Genomic DNA, 16,159 nt, shown 5'->3' with positions numbered 1-16,159 from the left:
GTCGAGTTCGCGAAGGGGGTAGGTCCATTGTCGGGGATGGGCGTCGAGGAGTTCACGGTCGCGGCGAACGGTGTGCGCCTCAATGTCGCCACGGCGGGCACCGGACCGGCGGTCGTGCTGCTGCACGGGTTCCCGCACACCTGGCGGATCTGGTCGGCTGTCATCCCGGATCTCGCCGACCGACATCGGGTCATCGCACCGGATCTGCGCGGACTGGGCGCCAGTGAGCGTGCCGACAGCGGTTACGACGCGGCGACCCTCGCGGACGACGTGCTCGCACTGCTCGACGGAGTGGGCGAGTCGAGGGCGTCGGTGGTGGCGCTCGATGCCGGTGTCCCGCCGGCGTTCCTGCTCGCCGCGCGGCACCCGCAGCGGATCACGCGGCTCGTGCTGATGGAGGCCCTCATCGGGGTGCTGCCGGGAGCAGAGGACTTCCTCGCGGGTGGGCCGCCCTGGTGGTTCGGATTCCATGCGGTGCCCGGGCTGGCGGAGTCGGTGCTCGCGGGCAACGAACGTGCGTACATCGACTTCTTCCTCCGACAGGGCACCGCCGACGGTGCGGGGCCGCCGCCCCCGATCCGCGAGGCGATCCTCGACGCGTACGCCGACACCGAGTCGCTGCGGTGTGCCTTCGAGTACTACCGCGCCGGCACCCGCAACGCCGCCGACATCGCCGACGCCGCGCGGAGTCGGCTGACGGTCCCGACGATGACGATCGGCGCCGGGGTCGTCGGCGAGGCGACCCACCGGCAGCTACGCCCGATCACCGACGACCTCGTCGGTCACGTCATCGCCGACAGCGGTCACATCGTGCCGGTCGACGCCCCGGGCGAGCTGCTCGAATCGATCGGGCCCTTCCTCACCGGCGGCTGATCCGGGCCCAGCGGCCGCGAGCCCCTCGTGAGTGGAGCCTTCGACGTCGGTGTGGGCGTCGACGACGCGCGTGACATGCTGAGACCCGACAGATCACGACCGGGGACAGCGGTCCCCGACGGCCAGAGGGTTCGGTATGAGCGGCGCGAGGACAGGTGCGGTCTCGCCACGCCTCGCAGTCGGTCTCGTCGTGCCCGCGGTCGGGATGGCTGCGCACGGATCGGCTTCCGGTGCGTTGCCGACGCTCGGCGGTGCGATGCTCTGCGTCGGGGTCGGCGTTCTCGCGGCTGTCGTGACGCCCCGATCCCGTCGCCTCTCGATCATCGACGTGACGGCCCGCATCGTGACGGTGCTGACCGTCGGCCAACTCGGTTGCCACGCGGTGCTGGGTCTCGACGAACACCGACACGCAGCGGCGACATCCGGCTCGGCGCTGGGGACGATGGCGCTGACCCACCTGGTCGCGATTCCCCTCGGTGCCGTGCTCATCGCGTTGACGGGCCGGCTGCTCGACGTCCTCACCTCGACCGTGCGGACCCTCGCCGGTCCGGGGCGGCTCCCGGTCGGTGTTCCGCGATTGATCGTGGCGACGCGACCGGCGGCTGCCCTGCCGATGCCGGTCGTCCTCGGTTCGGTCGGGGTCCGGGGACCTCCCGTGCTGCGCTGATCCGTCGGTGCCCCCGCTCAGTCGGCCGCATCGGCGTCGACGCCACCTGCCCCACATCGGGAGGTCGGCGCCCCACACCTGATCGCCGAATCGAGAGGTCATCCATGTCATCCACCGTCATCACCCCTGCCGTCCCCCCGTCGATCCGACCGCGCTCGACGCGTGTCCGTCGTTCTCTGGTGGCCACCGTCGCGGCCGGCTCCGCCGCCGGCGCCGTGTTGCTGGGGTCGGGTGCCGCGAGCGCACACGTCACCGCGAATGCGCCGACCCTCACCCAGGGCGGCTACGGCGTCGTGACGCTCGTCGTGCCCAACGAGTCCGACACCAGCCCGACCACCACCCTGACGGTCACCCTGCCCAATCTGAAGTCGGCACGCGCCGAGGTCCTGCCCGGCTGGAAGGCCGACATCGTCAAGGATCCCTCCAGCAAGGAGGCGACCTCGATCACCTGGACCGCGCTGCCCGGCACGCCCGGCGTGCCGGTCGGTGAGTTCCAGCAGTTCCGCATCTCCGGTGGTCCCTTCCCCGAGGAGGAGACCGTCGGGCTGCCCGCGGTCCAGACCTACGCCGACGGCGAGAAGGCGTCCTGGACCGAGCCGGAGAACTCCGATGGTTCCGAGGCCGAGTACCCGACCCCGACGCTGACCCTGGCGCCTGCGGCCGAGGGGGGCGACCACCACGGCAGCTCGACCGCCACCGCGACGAACGAGGACTCGACCGCGCAGGCCTCGTCGTCGGACAGCGCCGCACGCTGGATCGGCGGCATCGGGCTGGTCGTCGGGGCGCTCGGCGTCGTCGTGGCAGTCGCCGCGCTGGCGCGCTCGTCCCGTCGGGCCGCCGCAGCATCGACCAACGCAGCATCGACCGACACCGGCTCGGCGGGAACAGAGGACAAGGGGGGCTCGGATGCGTAGTCGTCGAATCGCGGGAACCGCCCTGCTCGGGGCGATCCTCGTCGCGATCCTCGGATCGTGGACCGCGCCGATGGCCGCTGCGCACTCACGTCCGGAGTCGTCGGTGCCCGCCGACGGTGCCCGCGTCGAAGCCGGTCCGCAGCAGGTGTCGATCACCTTCAACGAGTCGCTGCAGAAGTCGTTCGCGGTGCTGAACGTCGTGGGTCCCGACGACCGGTACTGGCAGGACGGCGATCCGATCGTCGAGGGTCCGACGATCCGTGCCGCCCTGCGGCCACTCGGACCGGCGGGGACCTACAAGATCAACTACCGGGTCACCTCCGCCGACGGTCATCCCGTCGAGGGGCAGCGGACCTTCGAGCTGACGACCGCCGGGACCGGTACGCCAGGACCCGCGGTCGCCGACGCGCAGGAGTCCGATGAGAGCGGGGTCCCGTTGTGGCCGTTCATCGTCGGTGCCGTCGTCGTCCTCGGCGGTGGCCTCGGCGTGGTGCTGTGGGTGACCCGGCGCTCGCCCGGTCGTAGCTGATCGGTCCACGATGGTGACCGTCACGACGACCCGACGCTCCGCCCTGTTGATGGGTGGAGCCTGCGTCGTGACGGTCGCCGGGCTGGGCCTGGCCTGGCTGCTCGCGCACCCCGATGGTCCGGAGTCGACCGCGATCCCGGCAAACGTCGCGGTCGGGGCCGCGGTGCTGCTCGTCGGGTTGGGCGGGTTACCGCAGTTGGGCGCCGTCCCGTCGAGTCGACTCGTCGGTGTGGTCGGTGCGATCTGGGCGGTCGCCGCACTGACCACGGCGTGGGTACGCGCCGCAGACCAGGCCGGGGTCGGTGTGCTCCGGTTGGATGTCGGTCGGTTCGCCGACTCGGCCCACGCCGGCGCACCCGATCTGGTGGCGGCGGGATGTGCGGTGCTCGTCGTCGGCTGGGCGGTGGCCGATCTGATCACCGAGACGCGTATCCCGGTGGCTGCGGTCGCGATCCTCGCGGGGGTCGGTCTGCTCGCGACCTCGATCTCCGGTCATCCCGGTCAGACGACCTGGGGGCCGGTGCTGGTCGGACTGCACGCACTCGCGGCGGCCTGGTGGTGTGGGACCCTGCTGGCGCTCGCCGTGGCCGTTCGCGGCAGATCCGGGTGGGCCCGGGCACTCCCGGTGTTCTCCAGCCGGGCGCAGTGGGCGGTCGGGGTGATCGCGCTGACCGGCGTGATCGCCGGGATCATCGAGATCGGCGTCGGCTGGGTGCTCGTGGACACCGGTTACGGACGACTGTTGATCGCGAAGAGCGTCGGGTTGGTGATCCTGGTCGGGATCGCCGCCTGGCATCGCAGTCGCTGGCTTCCGGAGGTGCGGCGGCATCGGGGGAGTGAGTCCACGGCCATCCGCCGCGCCGCGGTGGAGATCGCGGTCATGGCGGTGGTGATCGGCCTGGCGGTCGGACTGTCGGCGACCGCCCCCTGATCTGTCGACCGTGCGCTCGGATTCGTCGATCGTGCGCTCGAGTTCGTCGATCGTGCGCTAGGCGTCCTGCTGCTCCCAGATGGTCATCAACTCGGTGAGGATGTCCACGGCCATCCCGAGCCCGCCCAGATGACTCTCACCGTGCATCGTGAACAGTTTCGCGTCAGGCAGCATGTCCACCATGTGCTCCCCGTGCGCGAACGGGATGATGTGGTCACGGTCGCCGTGCCACCAGCGCACCGGCGTCGTCACCTCCGGCACCCGGAAACCCCAGTCCCGCGCGAAGACCACGATGTCGGCGAGTGGCGCCTCCATCCGTCGACCACCGCCGTGCAGCAGGTCGTCGAGGAACATCGCCTTCACCTCGGGCCGTGCCAACAGCTCTCGATCGCCCTGCGGTGACAGGCGGCCGTAGATGCTGATCGCGGGGTCGGCGACCGGCCGGGCCACGCGCAGGACAGAGCTCAGCGCCTTGCCGATCGGTGCACCCGCGATGTTCAGCACCGGCGCACTGAAGGCCGCCAACCGCATCGCCCCGCCGGCGATGGCATCGGGTCCGACGGTCGGCGCGACACCGCCCAGGATGCCCGCCGCGACCACGCGGTCGGGATGACTGTGCGCGACACCCAGCGCATACGGCCCGCCGCCGGACAGCCCGATGATCGCGAACGCGTCGATACCCAGTGCGTCCGCGACGGTGATCAGGTCGTCGGCGAAGGCCGCGACGTCGGCGTAGGCATAGGGCGTCGACGATCCGACACCCGGCCGGTCGAGGCCGATGATGCGAATTGCGTGGTCGGCGGCGAAGTGGCGTGCCTCGGTCGGGATCTGGCGGCGGGCACCGGGGGTGCCGTGCAGCCAGAACACCGCCCGTCCGGTGGCGGAGCCGAATTCGGCGAACCCGATCCGGCGACCGTCGCCGACGGCAACCGAACCCTCGATCTTCGGCCGGTCGATGTCGATCATCATCCGAGCATGGCATGCCGACATGTAGCCCGGATCACAATCCGGCCGTTTCGGCGATCGCTACGGCCCGGTCGGTGGGGCCCGATTCACCTAGCCTGGAACCCTCCCCGTCGTACAGCCCGTTGCGACGCCCGGCGACGTGAGGAGTTCGTCATGGCCATCTCCGCGGTTCTGTTCGACATCGACGGCACCCTGGTCGATTCCGTCTACGCCCATGTCGGCTCGTGGCAGCGCGCATTCGCCGAGGTGGGCCGCACCGTACCGGCCGCAGAGATCCATCGACAGATCGGCAAGGACGGCAGCCTGCTCGTCCACGACCTGATGACCGACCACGGTGGATTCGACCAGCAGGTCGCCGACGACGCCTCCGAACGGCACTCCCGCCTCTACCTGGCCGACGCATCACGCCTCGACGTGTTGCCCTCGGCGCGTGAGCTGCTGTCAGCGGTGGCCGGACGCGGACTCCGAGTGGTGCTCGCGACATCGGCGCCACCGGAGGAGTTGGAGATCCTGCGCGATCTGCTCGACGTCGAGGAGCACGTCTACGCCGTGACCTCGGGCGACGACGTCGACACGGCCAAGCCCGATGCGACCGTCGTCGCGATCGCGGTCGAGCGCGCAGGGGTCGACCCTGCGGAGGCCGTGATGGTGGGCGATGCCACGTGGGATGCGATCGCCGCCACCAAGATCGGCGTCCGCTCGGTCGGCGTGCGCGCGGGCGGTATCGGCGCCGACGAACTCGCCGACGCCGGGGCGGCGGTGGTCTATGACGACCCGGCCGACCTGCTCGCCCACCTCGACGAGGCCCTCGATGTCTGACGCTCGGGCAGCAGGGCCGACGACCAGGGCCGTTCCCGCCCCGGAGCTCACCCTGCTCCAGCCGCGACGGCCGTCCGATGTCGCCCGATCTCGCGTAGCGTCGTCAGGGTGAGTGTCCGAGACGTCTACGCGTCCGCGCTGCGCGCCGTGCGCCATGTCGCCGCGCCCTATCCGGTCGGTGATCTGCCCACCGGTCGCGCGCTGGAACTGCCCGGTCGGGGGACCACCTTCGTGGTGGACGACGGGCCGCGTGACGCACCCGTCGTCTTCCTGATGCATTCGGTGCTGACCACCGGTCTGCTGTGCTGGTATCCGACCATCCCGGAGCTCACCGACCGCTACCGCGTCATCACCATGGATCAGCGCTGGCACGGGCGTGGCATCCGGTCGGACGTCTTCGACCTCACCGATTGCGCCGACGACGTCATCGCGGTCGCCGATCAGCTCGGTGTCCCGACCTTCACCGCCGCGGGCTTCTCGATGGGTGGCGGGATCGCGCAGCTGGCGTGGCAGCGGCACCCCGATCGGGTCCGCGGTCTCGTACTCTGCTCCACCGGACCGTATTTCAGCACGCGCGATCCGGACAACCTCGCGAGCGCACATCGCACCGGCCGCCGGCTGCAGGCTGCTCGTCGTCTCATCCCGCGGGTCACCGGCCCCGGACTGGACGACACATCCGGCCACACATCGGTGTGGGCGCTACGCCAGTTCTTCTCCACGTCCCTCGCCGAACTCGGGACCTTCGGCGACGGGCTGGGCCGTTTCGACTCGCGCGACTGGCTGGCCGAGATCGATGTGCCGACCGCCGTCGTCGTGTCGGTGCACGATCGGGTGGTCGAGCCCGCCCGCCAGGAGTTGTTGCTGGATGGCATCCCCGGTGCCCGAAGGTTCGACGTACAGGGTGGACATGCCTGTTGCGTCATCGGCGCCGAGCGGTTCGTGGGGCCTTTCGGCGATGCCGTCGATCACGTGACCGCGCAGGTCACGGTCGTCTGACACCGGTCGGCCGACGACGCGCGCCGCCCCGGGTCGTCGGCGTGTATGTACGGTGGCTTCGAGGAACCGTGCCGCGCGATGCGCGATACGACGACGCATGAACCGCGCACGACCAGCGAAAGGACATGCATGGCGGAGCCTGCGAAGACCCCGAAGGACCCCGAGAAGGGGTATGTGGCGTTACTCGGCTGGAGTCTGAGCGCGATCGAGGCGCTGGATCGATTCGACCGCCGGTACGTGGTGGTGGCGCCCGATTGGGCCGAGGAGTACTGCACCGAGCACGACATCCCGTACCTGCCGTGGAACTTCGAGCGGCTGAACGATCGATCCCTGGAGATCGCCGAGACGTTGCGCGAGAAGGGCGTCGACGTCGCGATACCGCTGTTCGAGGAGACGGTCGAGTGGGCAGGCGCGATCAACGCCGTCCTGCTCAACAACCCGCGGCTCTTCGGCCAGGCGATGTTGTTGCGCGACAAGGCGTTGATGAAGCGTCGTGCCCAGCTCGGCGGAATCCGGGTCGGCATCTTCGAGGAGGCGCACGACCGCGAGGACGTGATCCGCTTCCTCCGTCGGGTGAACCAGACGCTGCTCAAACTCGACGGCGACCCGAATGATCCGATCCACCTCAAGGCATTCGACAAGGCCGGCTGCCTCGGACACCGCGTCATCCGCACTCCGGACGAGGTCGACTCGATACCGGACGAGGAGTTCCCGGTGTTGATGGAATCGCACCTGGACGGTTGGGAATTCGCCGTCGAGGCGTGGATTCACAACGGCAAGATCAAGTTCCTGAACATCTCGGAGTACGTCACTCTCGGCTACTCGGTGTTCGTCCCGGCCACACCGGAACTCGAGAAGTACCGCCCGCAGATCACCGCGCAGATCGAGAAGCTGATCAAGACCTTCGACATCGACTTCGGATTCGTGCATCCGGAGTACTTCGTCACCAACGACGGTGAGATGTACTTCGGCGAGGTCGCCTACCGGCCACCGGGTTTCAAGGTCTTCGAGCTGCTCGAGCGCGCGTACGGCTTCAATGCCTACCAGGCGCTGGTGCTCTCCTTCGACCCCAAGACCACCGAGGAGGAGATCGACGCGTTCTTCCCCCGCGAGGTGGTCGACGCGGCCGGTGTCGCCGGATGTTTCGGCGTCTACCCGCGTCGGCGGGTGGTGTCGAACCTGGAGATCCCCGAGGTCACGGCAGACGACGACTACTACGAGACCAACGATCTCGCCCCGCCGCTGGAGGAGACGGTCACCAAACGCACGGCATTCGGTACACACTGGGGTCTGCTGTACTTCTTCGGCGAGGATCCGTATCGCATGCGGGACCTCCTGAAGAGTCAGGAAGAACTCGACTTCTACGTGTGATGCGATGAGGTACGGCTAGTCGGTGGACCGCGAACCGCGCGGTCCGCGTGAACGGTGAGGACAGCAGGGTTGCCAGTGGCTTCAGCGGAGGGGGCTTCAACGGACGGGGCGGCGACGGACGGGGCACCGGTCGACGGTGGTCCGATCGGTGCGGCCCCGACGGACACGTCCGAGGCGCACCGCGCCGCTCAGGTGGACGCATCCCGGGCCGATCGGTTCGGGCCGGAGGACGGTGCGAGCGACCGCGCCCTGGCCTCGCGGGTCGAGCAGCTCGACCATGCCGTCGCCGCGATGCGCGACGCGCCGGAGTACACCAGGCCGAGCAAACTGCGACGTGTGCTCGATGCCCTGCGTCGGGTGTTGCTGCAGGACGGCGGCCCCGCAGCGGTCCGTGAACGCGCTGCGGCACTGGAGGATGCCGGGGTGTTCTCCGGTTCGGATTGGGACCAGCCCAGCATCCTCGTACCGACGCTCGCCGGTCCGAGTCTGCGCAGTGACCGTACCGACACGGTGCTGCTCGAGGCGACGAGTGAGCTGCGCATCCTCGCGATCGCAACCGGCGACCATCACCGAGAAGATCTGTCGGCCGAGGATGCGCGCCGGTTCCTCTCCCAGGTGCTGGCCATGAATCTCGACCTCCTGCTGGCGCCGCCGTCGGAGTCGGAGCGGATTCGCCAGGGACGCACCGCGTCCCTGATCCGCGACCTGTTCGCCTACCTCGTCGACGAACTGGGTTACGACAGCATGCTCGAGGGCCTGGTCGAGGAGATCTGGCGGATCCTGCGTCAACGACCCATCCAGGTCGATCACGTGAAGGCGATGGTCACCCGCATCGCGATCCACCGCAGCGCATCCGACGTCGATCTCGGCTCGGCGGCACAGGGTCTCGACCGGCTCACGACGGCGCTGTTCGGTCCGACCGAGGCCTCGCGTGAGGACCCGGGCATCGACACGTATTTGTCGCGGGTGTCCGCGATGGACGCCGAGGGCCTGGAATTCGAGGCGCGCGGCTTTGCCCGGGCGATGCACGACACCGGCTTGGTCTCGCCGTATCACGCTGCGCTGGTGCGTTTCCTGGTGGAGGACAACGTGTACCTCCTGCCCGAGGCGCTGGGGTTGTCGGAGGTGGGCCGCAACTCCCTTCTCCGCTACCCGGAACTGGTGCATCAGTTGATCATCGAGGCCGTGCTGCCGCAGAGCCCGCAGAGTCTCTACGGACTGGCGCTGCTGCTCGACCGCGGCATCTTGCATCAACCCCCGGTGGTGCCCTCGCTGTGGCGACAGCTGGTGCTGCGACTGTCACCTCGCGTCCGCGAACGGCTGCACTCCGGGTTCGGTCCCGCCGTCGCACCCGAATCGCTGCTGCTGGGCGGAATCCTGTCGATGCTCGGCCAGCCACTGGGGGTCGGTCAGGGTGACAACCCGACCTGCCAGTCGGCCCGCGCGTTGTCGATGTGGGCCTACAACGATCCCGACTACCTGCTGCAGGTGGTCGCCTGGGCGGCGCGCGACGACGAGGTCATCGCCCACTTCGAGGGCCAGCCGATCTCGTCGGTGGAGAGCGTCGGGGGAGTGGCCACCGCCGATCCCATCGACCTCGATGCGGTGTCACTGCTCGTGGTTCCGCATCTCGACCGGATCTATGCAGAGATGGTGCGACGCTGTGCAGATCGCGCCGGCGACCCGCACCGATGGGTGAACCCAGAGTTCCACGGCTGGTGGTCGGCGCGCGGCTTCCGCATCAACGTCGACGTCGAGACCGGCAAGATCATCGACATCGACGACTTCATCCGGCAGTTCTACGCGGCCTATCACCCCGACTACAACGGGAATCAGCCGCTGATCCACCCGCAACCGGCCGGCATCGCGTTCACCGACAGCGCGGCCCGATATGTCGGGTGGCACGCGATCACCATCCTGCGCGTCGCGGCCGACCCGAACGGTGTCATCCGCGTCTACTTCTACAACCCGAACAACGACAGTGGTCAGGACTGGGGTGACGACGTAGTCGTCGGTACCGCGGGCAACGGTGAACGCCCTGGCGAGGGCTCGTTGCCGTTCGAGCAGTTCGCATCCCGGCTCTACATCTTCCACGCCGACCCACTCGAGGACGGTGCCGCCGACCAGGTCCCCGTCGATGCGGTGGAACGGATTGTCGGGCACATCGGGCGCAGCTGGGGAGTCGACCGCCTGACCTGAGTCGGCCAGTGCGATGCCGGTGTGGATTCGACCACCGCAGCAGGTTTCACGTCCACGGACACGGGTAGCCGATCATCAGCCTGTGATGAGCGCCGCGGAGTTTGTCGGGTCAGATCCCCGGGGTTGAGAATGTGCAGCCCCGGGGATCGTTCGCGTCTGGTGGGTCGTCGTGCGCCCGTTCGTCATCCGCGGCGGCCGATCCGGCGAGTGGTCCGAACGGCCCGGGGTTCGGACACCGGCGTCCGGCTTGTAAACTGGCGTGGCCGCGGGAGGTTCCCCGGCACGGCCCCTATAGCTCAGTTGGTAGAGCTACGGACTTTTAATCCGCAGGTCCCAGGTTCGAGCCCTGGTGGGGGCACAGCGGGCGCACCGCGGGGGCACAGTGGGACCTCGAGGTCACGGCGACGGACAGTTCCGTTGAGCCGATGCGTTCATCCGATCCGACTGTGGGTATCGGTTCCTCACGACGGCATCGCGTCGATGATCGACGCGGTGACCAATGGGTCGATCGACCATCGAGCCGGCGACCGACCTGTGCCGTCCCTCGAGTGACCGATCATCGCCGAATCTGCGCCTGACCTGCCGATTTGAGGTTTCCGACGCGCGTGCCCTAAGCTAACGTAGCTCCCAACGGAGAACCGGCCCCCTTCGTCTAGCGGCCTAGGACGCCGCCCTTTCAAGGCGGTAGCGCGGGTTCGAATCCCGTAGGGGGTACGTTTGCCCCTTACCGGGGTGGGCACCAGAAGTACAACAGAACATGGCCCTGTGGCGCAGTTGGTTAGCGCGCCGCCCTGTCACGGCGGAGGTCGCGGGTTCGAGTCCCGTCAGGGTCGCAAGAGATTGCGATTGGCATTCGGTTTCCGGTGCCGTCCGGCCAGGTAGCTCAGTTGGTACGAGCGTCCGCCTGAAAAGCGGAAGGTCGTCGGTTCGATCCCGACTCTGGCCACAATCGAGTCAGAGCGAAGCGGTCCTCTCCGGAGGGCCGCTTTTCTGGTTCCGCACCCCGAATCCGTAGAAGTTCGTCCCGGAAGGCGGGTGAGTTCACAGCGGCATTGCACAGTCAGGCTGCCGGCACGATCTCAGGCGGGATTGCGTGATCTGTGGAGTGCTCGCGTATGCGGGCAGTTCAGCCGACGAAGCCCAGCCTTCTCGACACGGTACGTGCGCCGTCCATCAGGGCCTGTGCCATTTCGGTCTGGCGGGTGTCGGACATGTCCGCCGACAGTCCGCCGACGCTGAGCGCGGCTACTGCGTGACCCTTGCGGTCGTGGATGCAGGCGCCGAGCGCGGCGACCCCGGGTGTCACATCGCCTACGCTGATCGAGTAGCCACGCTTGCGGATCTCGGTCAGCCGCGACCGCAGTTGCGCCTCGGTGATCTCCTCGCCGGATGGCGTGAGCATCGGGCCGGCGCCGAGGACCTGGGGGAGTGCGGTCTCCTCCAGCTCCGCCAGCAGCGCGATCGGCGCGCCGCCGAGATACAGCGGCAGCGAGCGCCCGACAGTCAGCACCATCACCCGGATCGGCTGGCTGCTCTCGATCAGGTCGAGACAGACTGCACGCGCGCCGTCCGGCACGAGCAGGTACACGTGTTCGTCGAAGCGCGCGGCCAGCTCCGACATCACATGACTGGCCTCGGTCCGCAGGTCGAAGCTGCCGAGCACGGCGGACCCGAGCTCGAAGACACGCAAAGTCAGCCGGTAGTCGGCCGACCGCGTCCGCTCCACCCATCCGGCGACCTCGAGCGTGCTGAGGATCCGGTACATGGTGGTCCTGCTGTAGCCACATTTCTTCATCAGCTCGGCCAACGACAGCTCGGTGCGATCCCCCTTGAACGCCTCCAGCACGGTCGTCGCCTTGATGATCGAGGCGATGTGGTTCTTGGGGTCGAGCTCGCCCGGTCCGGCTGCTGTGGTCACGAGATCTCCTGGTTGTCCTGTATGCCAACGGTATTCGACGGAGTCGTCATCGGTGCGATCATCCGTTGTCGGACGGTCGTCCGAGTCGACAGCCACACTCCGGCACGTGATGTGATGGTTGACACATGGCACCGACCCGTGCAAGTGTTCCGTATGGCGCACACGCTATCCGGATTCCGGACACCGAGTCAAGGTGTAGAGGTGATGGACATCGACACGGCACCCTCTGTGACAGTGCTGACCCTGCCGACCGACGGACCGTCCACGGCCGCCGGCCGCACCGCGTCCGGCGCAGAGCAAACGGTCCCGGTTCCCGGGTGGGGCGTCCTCGACTCGATGGTCGAGCGCTTCGCCCCCGAGGCTGCCATCGCACTCGCTGCCGACTTCGCCGGAACCGTCTCCGCGTGGTCGACCGCACCCTCCCGCGTTGTCTACACGGTCGCCGGCGGGCGTGATGTACTCGTCGGCCTCTCCTACCAGACCGCGCCGACCGAGATCCTTGCCGCGGTGTGGACCGGTCTGTCCGTCGCGATCGCGCGCACGCTGCGGGACAACATGTTCGAGGGCGCAATCGTCGTCGACTCCGACCATCCGGGTGCCGACGCCCTCGTCGAGCGCCTGGCCGACCTCGGCATCCCGGTCGCCGGTGGTAGCCGGGCGCCGGAGGAGTCGTCGGAGGTCGGTACGGAGATCGACGATGTGGTCCGCGTCGTTGCACTCACCGCGCGGGAGTCGGTCCGATGAGCCGCCGATCCGTCGTCATCGGCATCGACAAAGGCACCAGCTCCCTCAAGTCGATTGCGGTCGATCTCGCCACCGGCGAGCTGGTCGCGGACTGCGGCGCACGAACGCCGTGCAGCTACCCCGGAGCCGGTCGGCACGAGGAGGATCCGGAGACGACGTGGCAAGCGGTGGCGGGCACGCTGCGCACGGTGGTCTCGGCGCTCGGACCGGAGACGACGATCGCCGCGGTCGGGGTCACCGGCCACATGGGTGGGTTGTGGACGCTCGACGAGGCAGGTGATCCGGTCGGTCCGGCCATCTGCTGGCCGGACGCGCGGGCGACCGCGATCCTCGACGAGGTCGGCGACCGCGGGGAACTCGACGCGCTGTTCGAGCTCAGTGGCAATGCGCTCATCCCCGGCACGCCGTATCCGCTCCTCGCGTGGGTGAAGCGACACGATCCGGGCCGCTACCGACGCATCCGCCACTTCTTCATGGCGAAGGATTACGTGAACTTTCGTCTCACCGGAGTGATCGCGACGGAGGAGTCGGATCTCTCGTTCGCGCCCTGCGACTTCCGTGGACGCCGCAGGTCCGAGGCCTTCTTCACGGCGTTCGGTATCGAGGAGATGTCCGACCGCCTGCCCGTTGTCGGCGTGAGCGACGGACTCCTCGGGACCGTGACCGCCGCCGCGGCGGCGGAGACCGGACTCCCCGTCGGGACGCCGGTCTGCGCGGGTACGGGTGACGCAACCGCGAACATGATCGGGATCGGCGCCGCACACGACGGTCAGGCCGTGACGACCATCGGCACGAGTCTGATGAACGGCACCTCGACCGACCACCCCGTGCTGCAACCGGCCGGCGTCGGCTTCGGCTTCCTCATGCCGGAGAACCGCTGGCAGCGGCAGATCACCAACTCCGGCGGAGGGACGCTGTGCCTCGACTGGGTCATCGCCACGTTCTGCCCGACCGAGGTCGAGCAGATCGCCACCGGCGCGACCACGCTGGGCGCCGTGGTCGCCGACTTCGCCCGCGCCGCCGAACCCGGTTGTCGCGGACTGATCTTCCACCCGTACCTCAACACCGCGGGTGCCACCGCGCCGTTCCTCGACGTCAACGCCCGCGGCAGTTTCGTGGGTCTGCGTCGCGACACCACGCCTGCCGAGATGGTCCGTGCCGTGATGGAGGGGACCGCGCTGTCGGTGCGTGACTGCTACGCGGCGATGCCCGTGCAGATCGACGAGATCCGGCTCACCGGCGGCGGGGCACGCAGCGTCGAGTGGAGTCAGATCGTCGCCGACGTCCTCCAGAAGACGATCGTCGCGCCCGATGTCCCGGAGTCCGGGGCCCTGGGCGCCGCGATGCTGGCGGCCGTGGCGACCGGCCACTTTCCTGATCTCGACTCGGCGACCGCACGGATGGTCCGCGCCGGACGCATGCACGAACCGGATCCGACCGCGGCCGCGATCTACGACCAGGCCTTCAACACGTACCGCGCGGTCCTCGACCCGCTCCGCGAGGTGTGGGCGGCGAGCGCCCGAGCCGTCGACGCCCTCGCCTCCGCCTGATCCCGTTCCGACACCGAAATCCCCACATCCCATCGCGAAACGGAGACCCCGTGACCGTCATCAGGACAGTGCTCGGCGACATCGCCCCGGACCAGCTGGGCGTGACGCTGTGTCACGAGCACCTCTTCACCAACCCACCCCTGTGGGCGCAGACGAAGGACAGCGACATGGTGCTCGACAAGGTCGACGCCGCAATCGGTGAAGTCGCCGACTTCGACGGCCTGGGCGGCGGTGCCCTGATCGAGATGACCACTCACGACTACGGTCGCAACGCCGCGGGACTGCTCGCCGTCGCCGAGGCGTCCGGAGTCCACATCGTCAGTGCCAGTGGTTATCAGAAGGGCATCTACTACCCGGAGACGGTGACCATCGAGAGCATCGACGAGATCGCCGCCCGGTTCATCGCCGATGTCGAGTCGGGTGTCGACGGCACACCTGCCCGTGCCGGCGTCATCAAGTTCGGCACCTGCCGGACCGACGAGATCCGGGACGACGAGCGGAAGGTCCAGCGGGCCGTCGCCCGAGCCCACCTCGTGACCGGCGCGCCCATCTCGACCCACTGCCAAGCCGGGACGCTGGGAACATTGCAGGCCAACGGATTCGCGGACCTCGGGGTCGACCCCGCCAAAGTGCTGATCGGGCACCTCGACCGCAACCTCGACTACGGCTACCTGCGCGAGGTCGCGCAGACGGGCGTGTGGCTGGGCTTCGACCACTGGACCAAGCCCAAGTATCCCTCTGACGAGCTCCGCGTCGAGTACGTGGAACGGCTCTTCGCCGAGGGGTTCACGCGGGTGATGGTCTCGGGCGATCTCGGTAGACCCTCCTACCAACCGCACCATGGCGGTGGTCCCGGCTTCGCCGGCCTCCTCAAGCAGATCCGCGAGCGGCTCTCGGCAGACATCGCCGAGCAGGTGCTGGTGACGAATCCTCGGGAATTCTTCGCGTTCACGCCGGCCGAGGTGTCGGCATGACTTCGCCGATCACGGTGTCGACCTCGTCGACGCGCACCCACCTGCCCACCCGCGGAGTGCTGTTCGACCTCGACGGGACACTCATCGACTCGCGGTACGCCATCATCGAGTCCTACCGCGCGACGTTCGAGAACGAGCTCGGACGTCCGCTGCCCGCCGAACTCGAGGATCCGAGTGCGATCATGGCACCACGGCCGCCGGAGATCTTCGCGCGCTTCGCCGACGAGGATCCGCTCGAGCTCGAGCGAGCCTACGGACGCCACTACACCTCAGATGCCTTCCGCAGGGTTACGCCGTACCCCGGTCTGCGCGAGACGCTCTCGGCTCTGACCGAGCGGGGGATCACGGTCGGGATCGTCACGAACAAGCGGATGAGCCGGGTGTCGACCGACTTCGATCATCTCGGGATCGATCCGGCCACCTTCGCGACCGTCGTCACCGCCGATGACACCGCAGAACGCAAACCCCATCCGGCACCCGTCCTGCTCGGACTCGAACGTGCCGGACTCGACCCCGCCCACAGCTGGTATGTCGGCGACGGACCACAGGACGTCCTGGCCGGCGCAGCCGCGGGGACCGGGACCATGGGCGCCGCCTACGGCTACTACGGCACCGCCACCCTGGTCGACCATCGGCCCGATCATCTGCTGACCACTCTTCCTGAATTGCTCCACCTCGTCTGACGCTGCGCCGCAGCATATCTCACGA

At 68.5% G+C, this 16,159-nt stretch carries 15 protein-coding genes and 4 tRNA genes; 17 read left to right on the top strand and 2 right to left on the bottom strand.

Annotated elements, in window-relative coordinates; all coding sequences use genetic code 11:
- Positions 1 to 36: 36 nt before the first annotated feature.
- The 5 genes from GS4_RS10950 to GS4_RS10930 all read left to right on the top strand — a co-directional run bounded on the left by GS4_RS10950 (position 37) and on the right by GS4_RS10930 (position 3,914).
- Complete coding sequence (locus GS4_RS10950; protein ID WP_007620494.1) at positions 37 to 873, top strand: alpha/beta fold hydrolase; 837 nt, start codon at positions 37 to 39, stop codon at positions 871 to 873.
- A gap of 136 nt (positions 874 to 1,009) precedes the next feature.
- The gene (locus GS4_RS10945) at positions 1,010 to 1,540 is read left to right on the top strand and encodes a hypothetical protein (protein WP_040510252.1); all 531 of its coding nucleotides are present in this window, start codon (positions 1,010 to 1,012) and stop codon (positions 1,538 to 1,540) included.
- Between the two features lie 104 nt (positions 1,541 to 1,644).
- Entirely contained in the window at positions 1,645 to 2,454 is an 810-nt protein-coding gene (locus GS4_RS10940) for a YcnI family protein (protein ID WP_007620490.1), read from the top strand.
- Positions 2,447 to 2,983 carry a copper resistance CopC family protein gene (locus GS4_RS10935; protein WP_007620488.1) on the top strand — a complete coding sequence of 179 codons (537 nt, stop codon included), beginning with the start codon at positions 2,447 to 2,449 and terminating at the stop codon, positions 2,981 to 2,983. The genes GS4_RS10940 and GS4_RS10935 overlap by 8 nt, the downstream gene beginning before the upstream one ends.
- A 10-nt stretch (positions 2,984 to 2,993) precedes the next feature.
- Complete coding sequence (locus GS4_RS10930) at positions 2,994 to 3,914, top strand: CopD family protein (RefSeq protein WP_007620487.1); 921 nt, start codon at positions 2,994 to 2,996, stop codon at positions 3,912 to 3,914.
- Positions 3,915 to 3,971: 57 nt separating this feature from the next.
- On the opposite strand, the gene GS4_RS10925 is transcribed toward GS4_RS10930, so the two are convergent.
- Positions 3,972 to 4,880, bottom strand: coding sequence for an alpha/beta fold hydrolase (locus tag GS4_RS10925; protein WP_040510276.1), 909 nt, complete (start codon positions 4,878 to 4,880; stop codon positions 3,972 to 3,974).
- Between the two features lie 153 nt (positions 4,881 to 5,033).
- Here GS4_RS10925 and GS4_RS10920 point away from each other — a divergent pair, with 153 nt between their 5' ends.
- The 8 genes from GS4_RS10920 (at position 5,034) to GS4_RS10885 (ending at position 11,211) form a co-directional block, all read left to right on the top strand.
- Positions 5,034 to 5,699 (top strand): HAD family hydrolase, encoded by a 666-nt coding sequence (locus tag GS4_RS10920; RefSeq protein ID WP_007620485.1) that lies wholly within the window; start codon positions 5,034 to 5,036, stop codon positions 5,697 to 5,699.
- 108 nt (positions 5,700 to 5,807) lie between these two features.
- Complete coding sequence (locus GS4_RS10915) at positions 5,808 to 6,695, top strand: alpha/beta fold hydrolase (RefSeq protein ID WP_007620483.1); 888 nt, start codon at positions 5,808 to 5,810, stop codon at positions 6,693 to 6,695.
- 129 nt (positions 6,696 to 6,824) lie between these two features.
- Positions 6,825 to 8,066 carry an ATP-grasp domain-containing protein gene (locus GS4_RS10910; protein WP_007620481.1) on the top strand — a complete coding sequence of 414 codons (1,242 nt, stop codon included), beginning with the start codon at positions 6,825 to 6,827 and terminating at the stop codon, positions 8,064 to 8,066.
- Between the two features lie 75 nt (positions 8,067 to 8,141).
- Complete coding sequence (locus GS4_RS10905) at positions 8,142 to 10,265, top strand: hypothetical protein (protein ID WP_007620479.1); 2,124 nt, start codon at positions 8,142 to 8,144, stop codon at positions 10,263 to 10,265.
- Positions 10,266 to 10,550: 285 nt separating this feature from the next.
- Positions 10,551 to 10,623, top strand: a tRNA-Lys gene (locus GS4_RS10900).
- A 283-nt stretch (positions 10,624 to 10,906) separates the two neighbouring features.
- Positions 10,907 to 10,979 (top strand) — tRNA-Glu (locus GS4_RS10895).
- A gap of 45 nt (positions 10,980 to 11,024) precedes the next feature.
- Positions 11,025 to 11,098 (top strand) — tRNA-Asp (locus GS4_RS10890).
- A gap of 39 nt (positions 11,099 to 11,137) precedes the next feature.
- Positions 11,138 to 11,211 (top strand) — tRNA-Phe (locus tag GS4_RS10885).
- 180 nt (positions 11,212 to 11,391) lie between these two features.
- Here GS4_RS10885 and GS4_RS10880 read toward each other — a convergent pair.
- Complete coding sequence (locus tag GS4_RS10880) at positions 11,392 to 12,183, bottom strand: IclR family transcriptional regulator (RefSeq protein WP_007620477.1); 792 nt, start codon at positions 12,181 to 12,183, stop codon at positions 11,392 to 11,394.
- A gap of 204 nt (positions 12,184 to 12,387) precedes the next feature.
- On the opposite strand from GS4_RS10880, the gene GS4_RS10875 reads away from it, so the two are divergent.
- Genes GS4_RS10875 through GS4_RS10860 form a run of 4 tightly spaced genes read left to right on the top strand, consistent with a single transcriptional unit; the run spans position 12,388 to position 16,134 of the window.
- A complete protein-coding gene (locus tag GS4_RS10875) occupies positions 12,388 to 12,927 on the top strand; it encodes a hypothetical protein (protein ID WP_007620470.1) in 540 nt (179 codons plus the stop codon).
- A complete protein-coding gene (locus GS4_RS10870; protein ID WP_007620468.1) occupies positions 12,924 to 14,477 on the top strand; it encodes a xylulokinase in 1,554 nt (517 codons plus the stop codon). Before GS4_RS10875 ends, GS4_RS10870 begins: the two co-directional genes overlap by 4 nt.
- Before the next feature lie 50 nt (positions 14,478 to 14,527).
- Complete coding sequence (locus GS4_RS10865) at positions 14,528 to 15,451, top strand: phosphotriesterase family protein (RefSeq protein WP_007620466.1); 924 nt, start codon at positions 14,528 to 14,530, stop codon at positions 15,449 to 15,451.
- Complete coding sequence (locus tag GS4_RS10860; RefSeq protein WP_007620465.1) at positions 15,448 to 16,134, top strand: HAD family hydrolase; 687 nt, start codon at positions 15,448 to 15,450, stop codon at positions 16,132 to 16,134. Before GS4_RS10865 ends, GS4_RS10860 begins: the two co-directional genes overlap by 4 nt.
- The last annotated feature ends 25 nt before the right edge of the window (positions 16,135 to 16,159 follow it).

Source organism: Gordonia soli NBRC 108243, from assembly GCF_000334455.1.
Lineage (GTDB): Bacteria > Actinomycetota > Actinomycetes > Mycobacteriales > Mycobacteriaceae > Gordonia > Gordonia soli.
This window is presented reverse-complemented; position numbering and strand designations above follow the sequence as displayed.

Bases quoted from the DNA above. Each gene is read 5' to 3' on its own strand.
- GS4_RS10950 (WP_007620494.1), top strand. From the start codon at position 37: ATGGGCGTCGAGGAGTTCACGGTCGCGGCGAACGGTGTGCGCCTCAAT.
- GS4_RS10945 (WP_040510252.1), top strand. From the start codon at position 1,010: ATGAGCGGCGCGAGGACAGGTGCGGTCTCGCCACGCCTCGCAGTCGGT.
- GS4_RS10940 (WP_007620490.1), top strand. From the start codon at position 1,645: ATGTCATCCACCGTCATCACCCCTGCCGTCCCCCCGTCGATCCGACCG.
- GS4_RS10935 (WP_007620488.1), top strand. From the start codon at position 2,447: ATGCGTAGTCGTCGAATCGCGGGAACCGCCCTGCTCGGGGCGATCCTC.
- GS4_RS10930 (WP_007620487.1), top strand. From the start codon at position 2,994: ATGGTGACCGTCACGACGACCCGACGCTCCGCCCTGTTGATGGGTGGA.
- GS4_RS10925 (WP_040510276.1), bottom strand. From the start codon at position 4,880: ATGATCGACATCGACCGGCCGAAGATCGAGGGTTCGGTTGCCGTCGGC.
- GS4_RS10920 (WP_007620485.1), top strand. From the start codon at position 5,034: ATGGCCATCTCCGCGGTTCTGTTCGACATCGACGGCACCCTGGTCGAT.
- GS4_RS10910 (WP_007620481.1), top strand. From the start codon at position 6,825: ATGGCGGAGCCTGCGAAGACCCCGAAGGACCCCGAGAAGGGGTATGTG.
- GS4_RS10875 (WP_007620470.1), top strand. From the start codon at position 12,388: ATGGACATCGACACGGCACCCTCTGTGACAGTGCTGACCCTGCCGACC.
- GS4_RS10870 (WP_007620468.1), top strand. From the start codon at position 12,924: ATGAGCCGCCGATCCGTCGTCATCGGCATCGACAAAGGCACCAGCTCC.
- GS4_RS10860 (WP_007620465.1), top strand. From the start codon at position 15,448: ATGACTTCGCCGATCACGGTGTCGACCTCGTCGACGCGCACCCACCTG.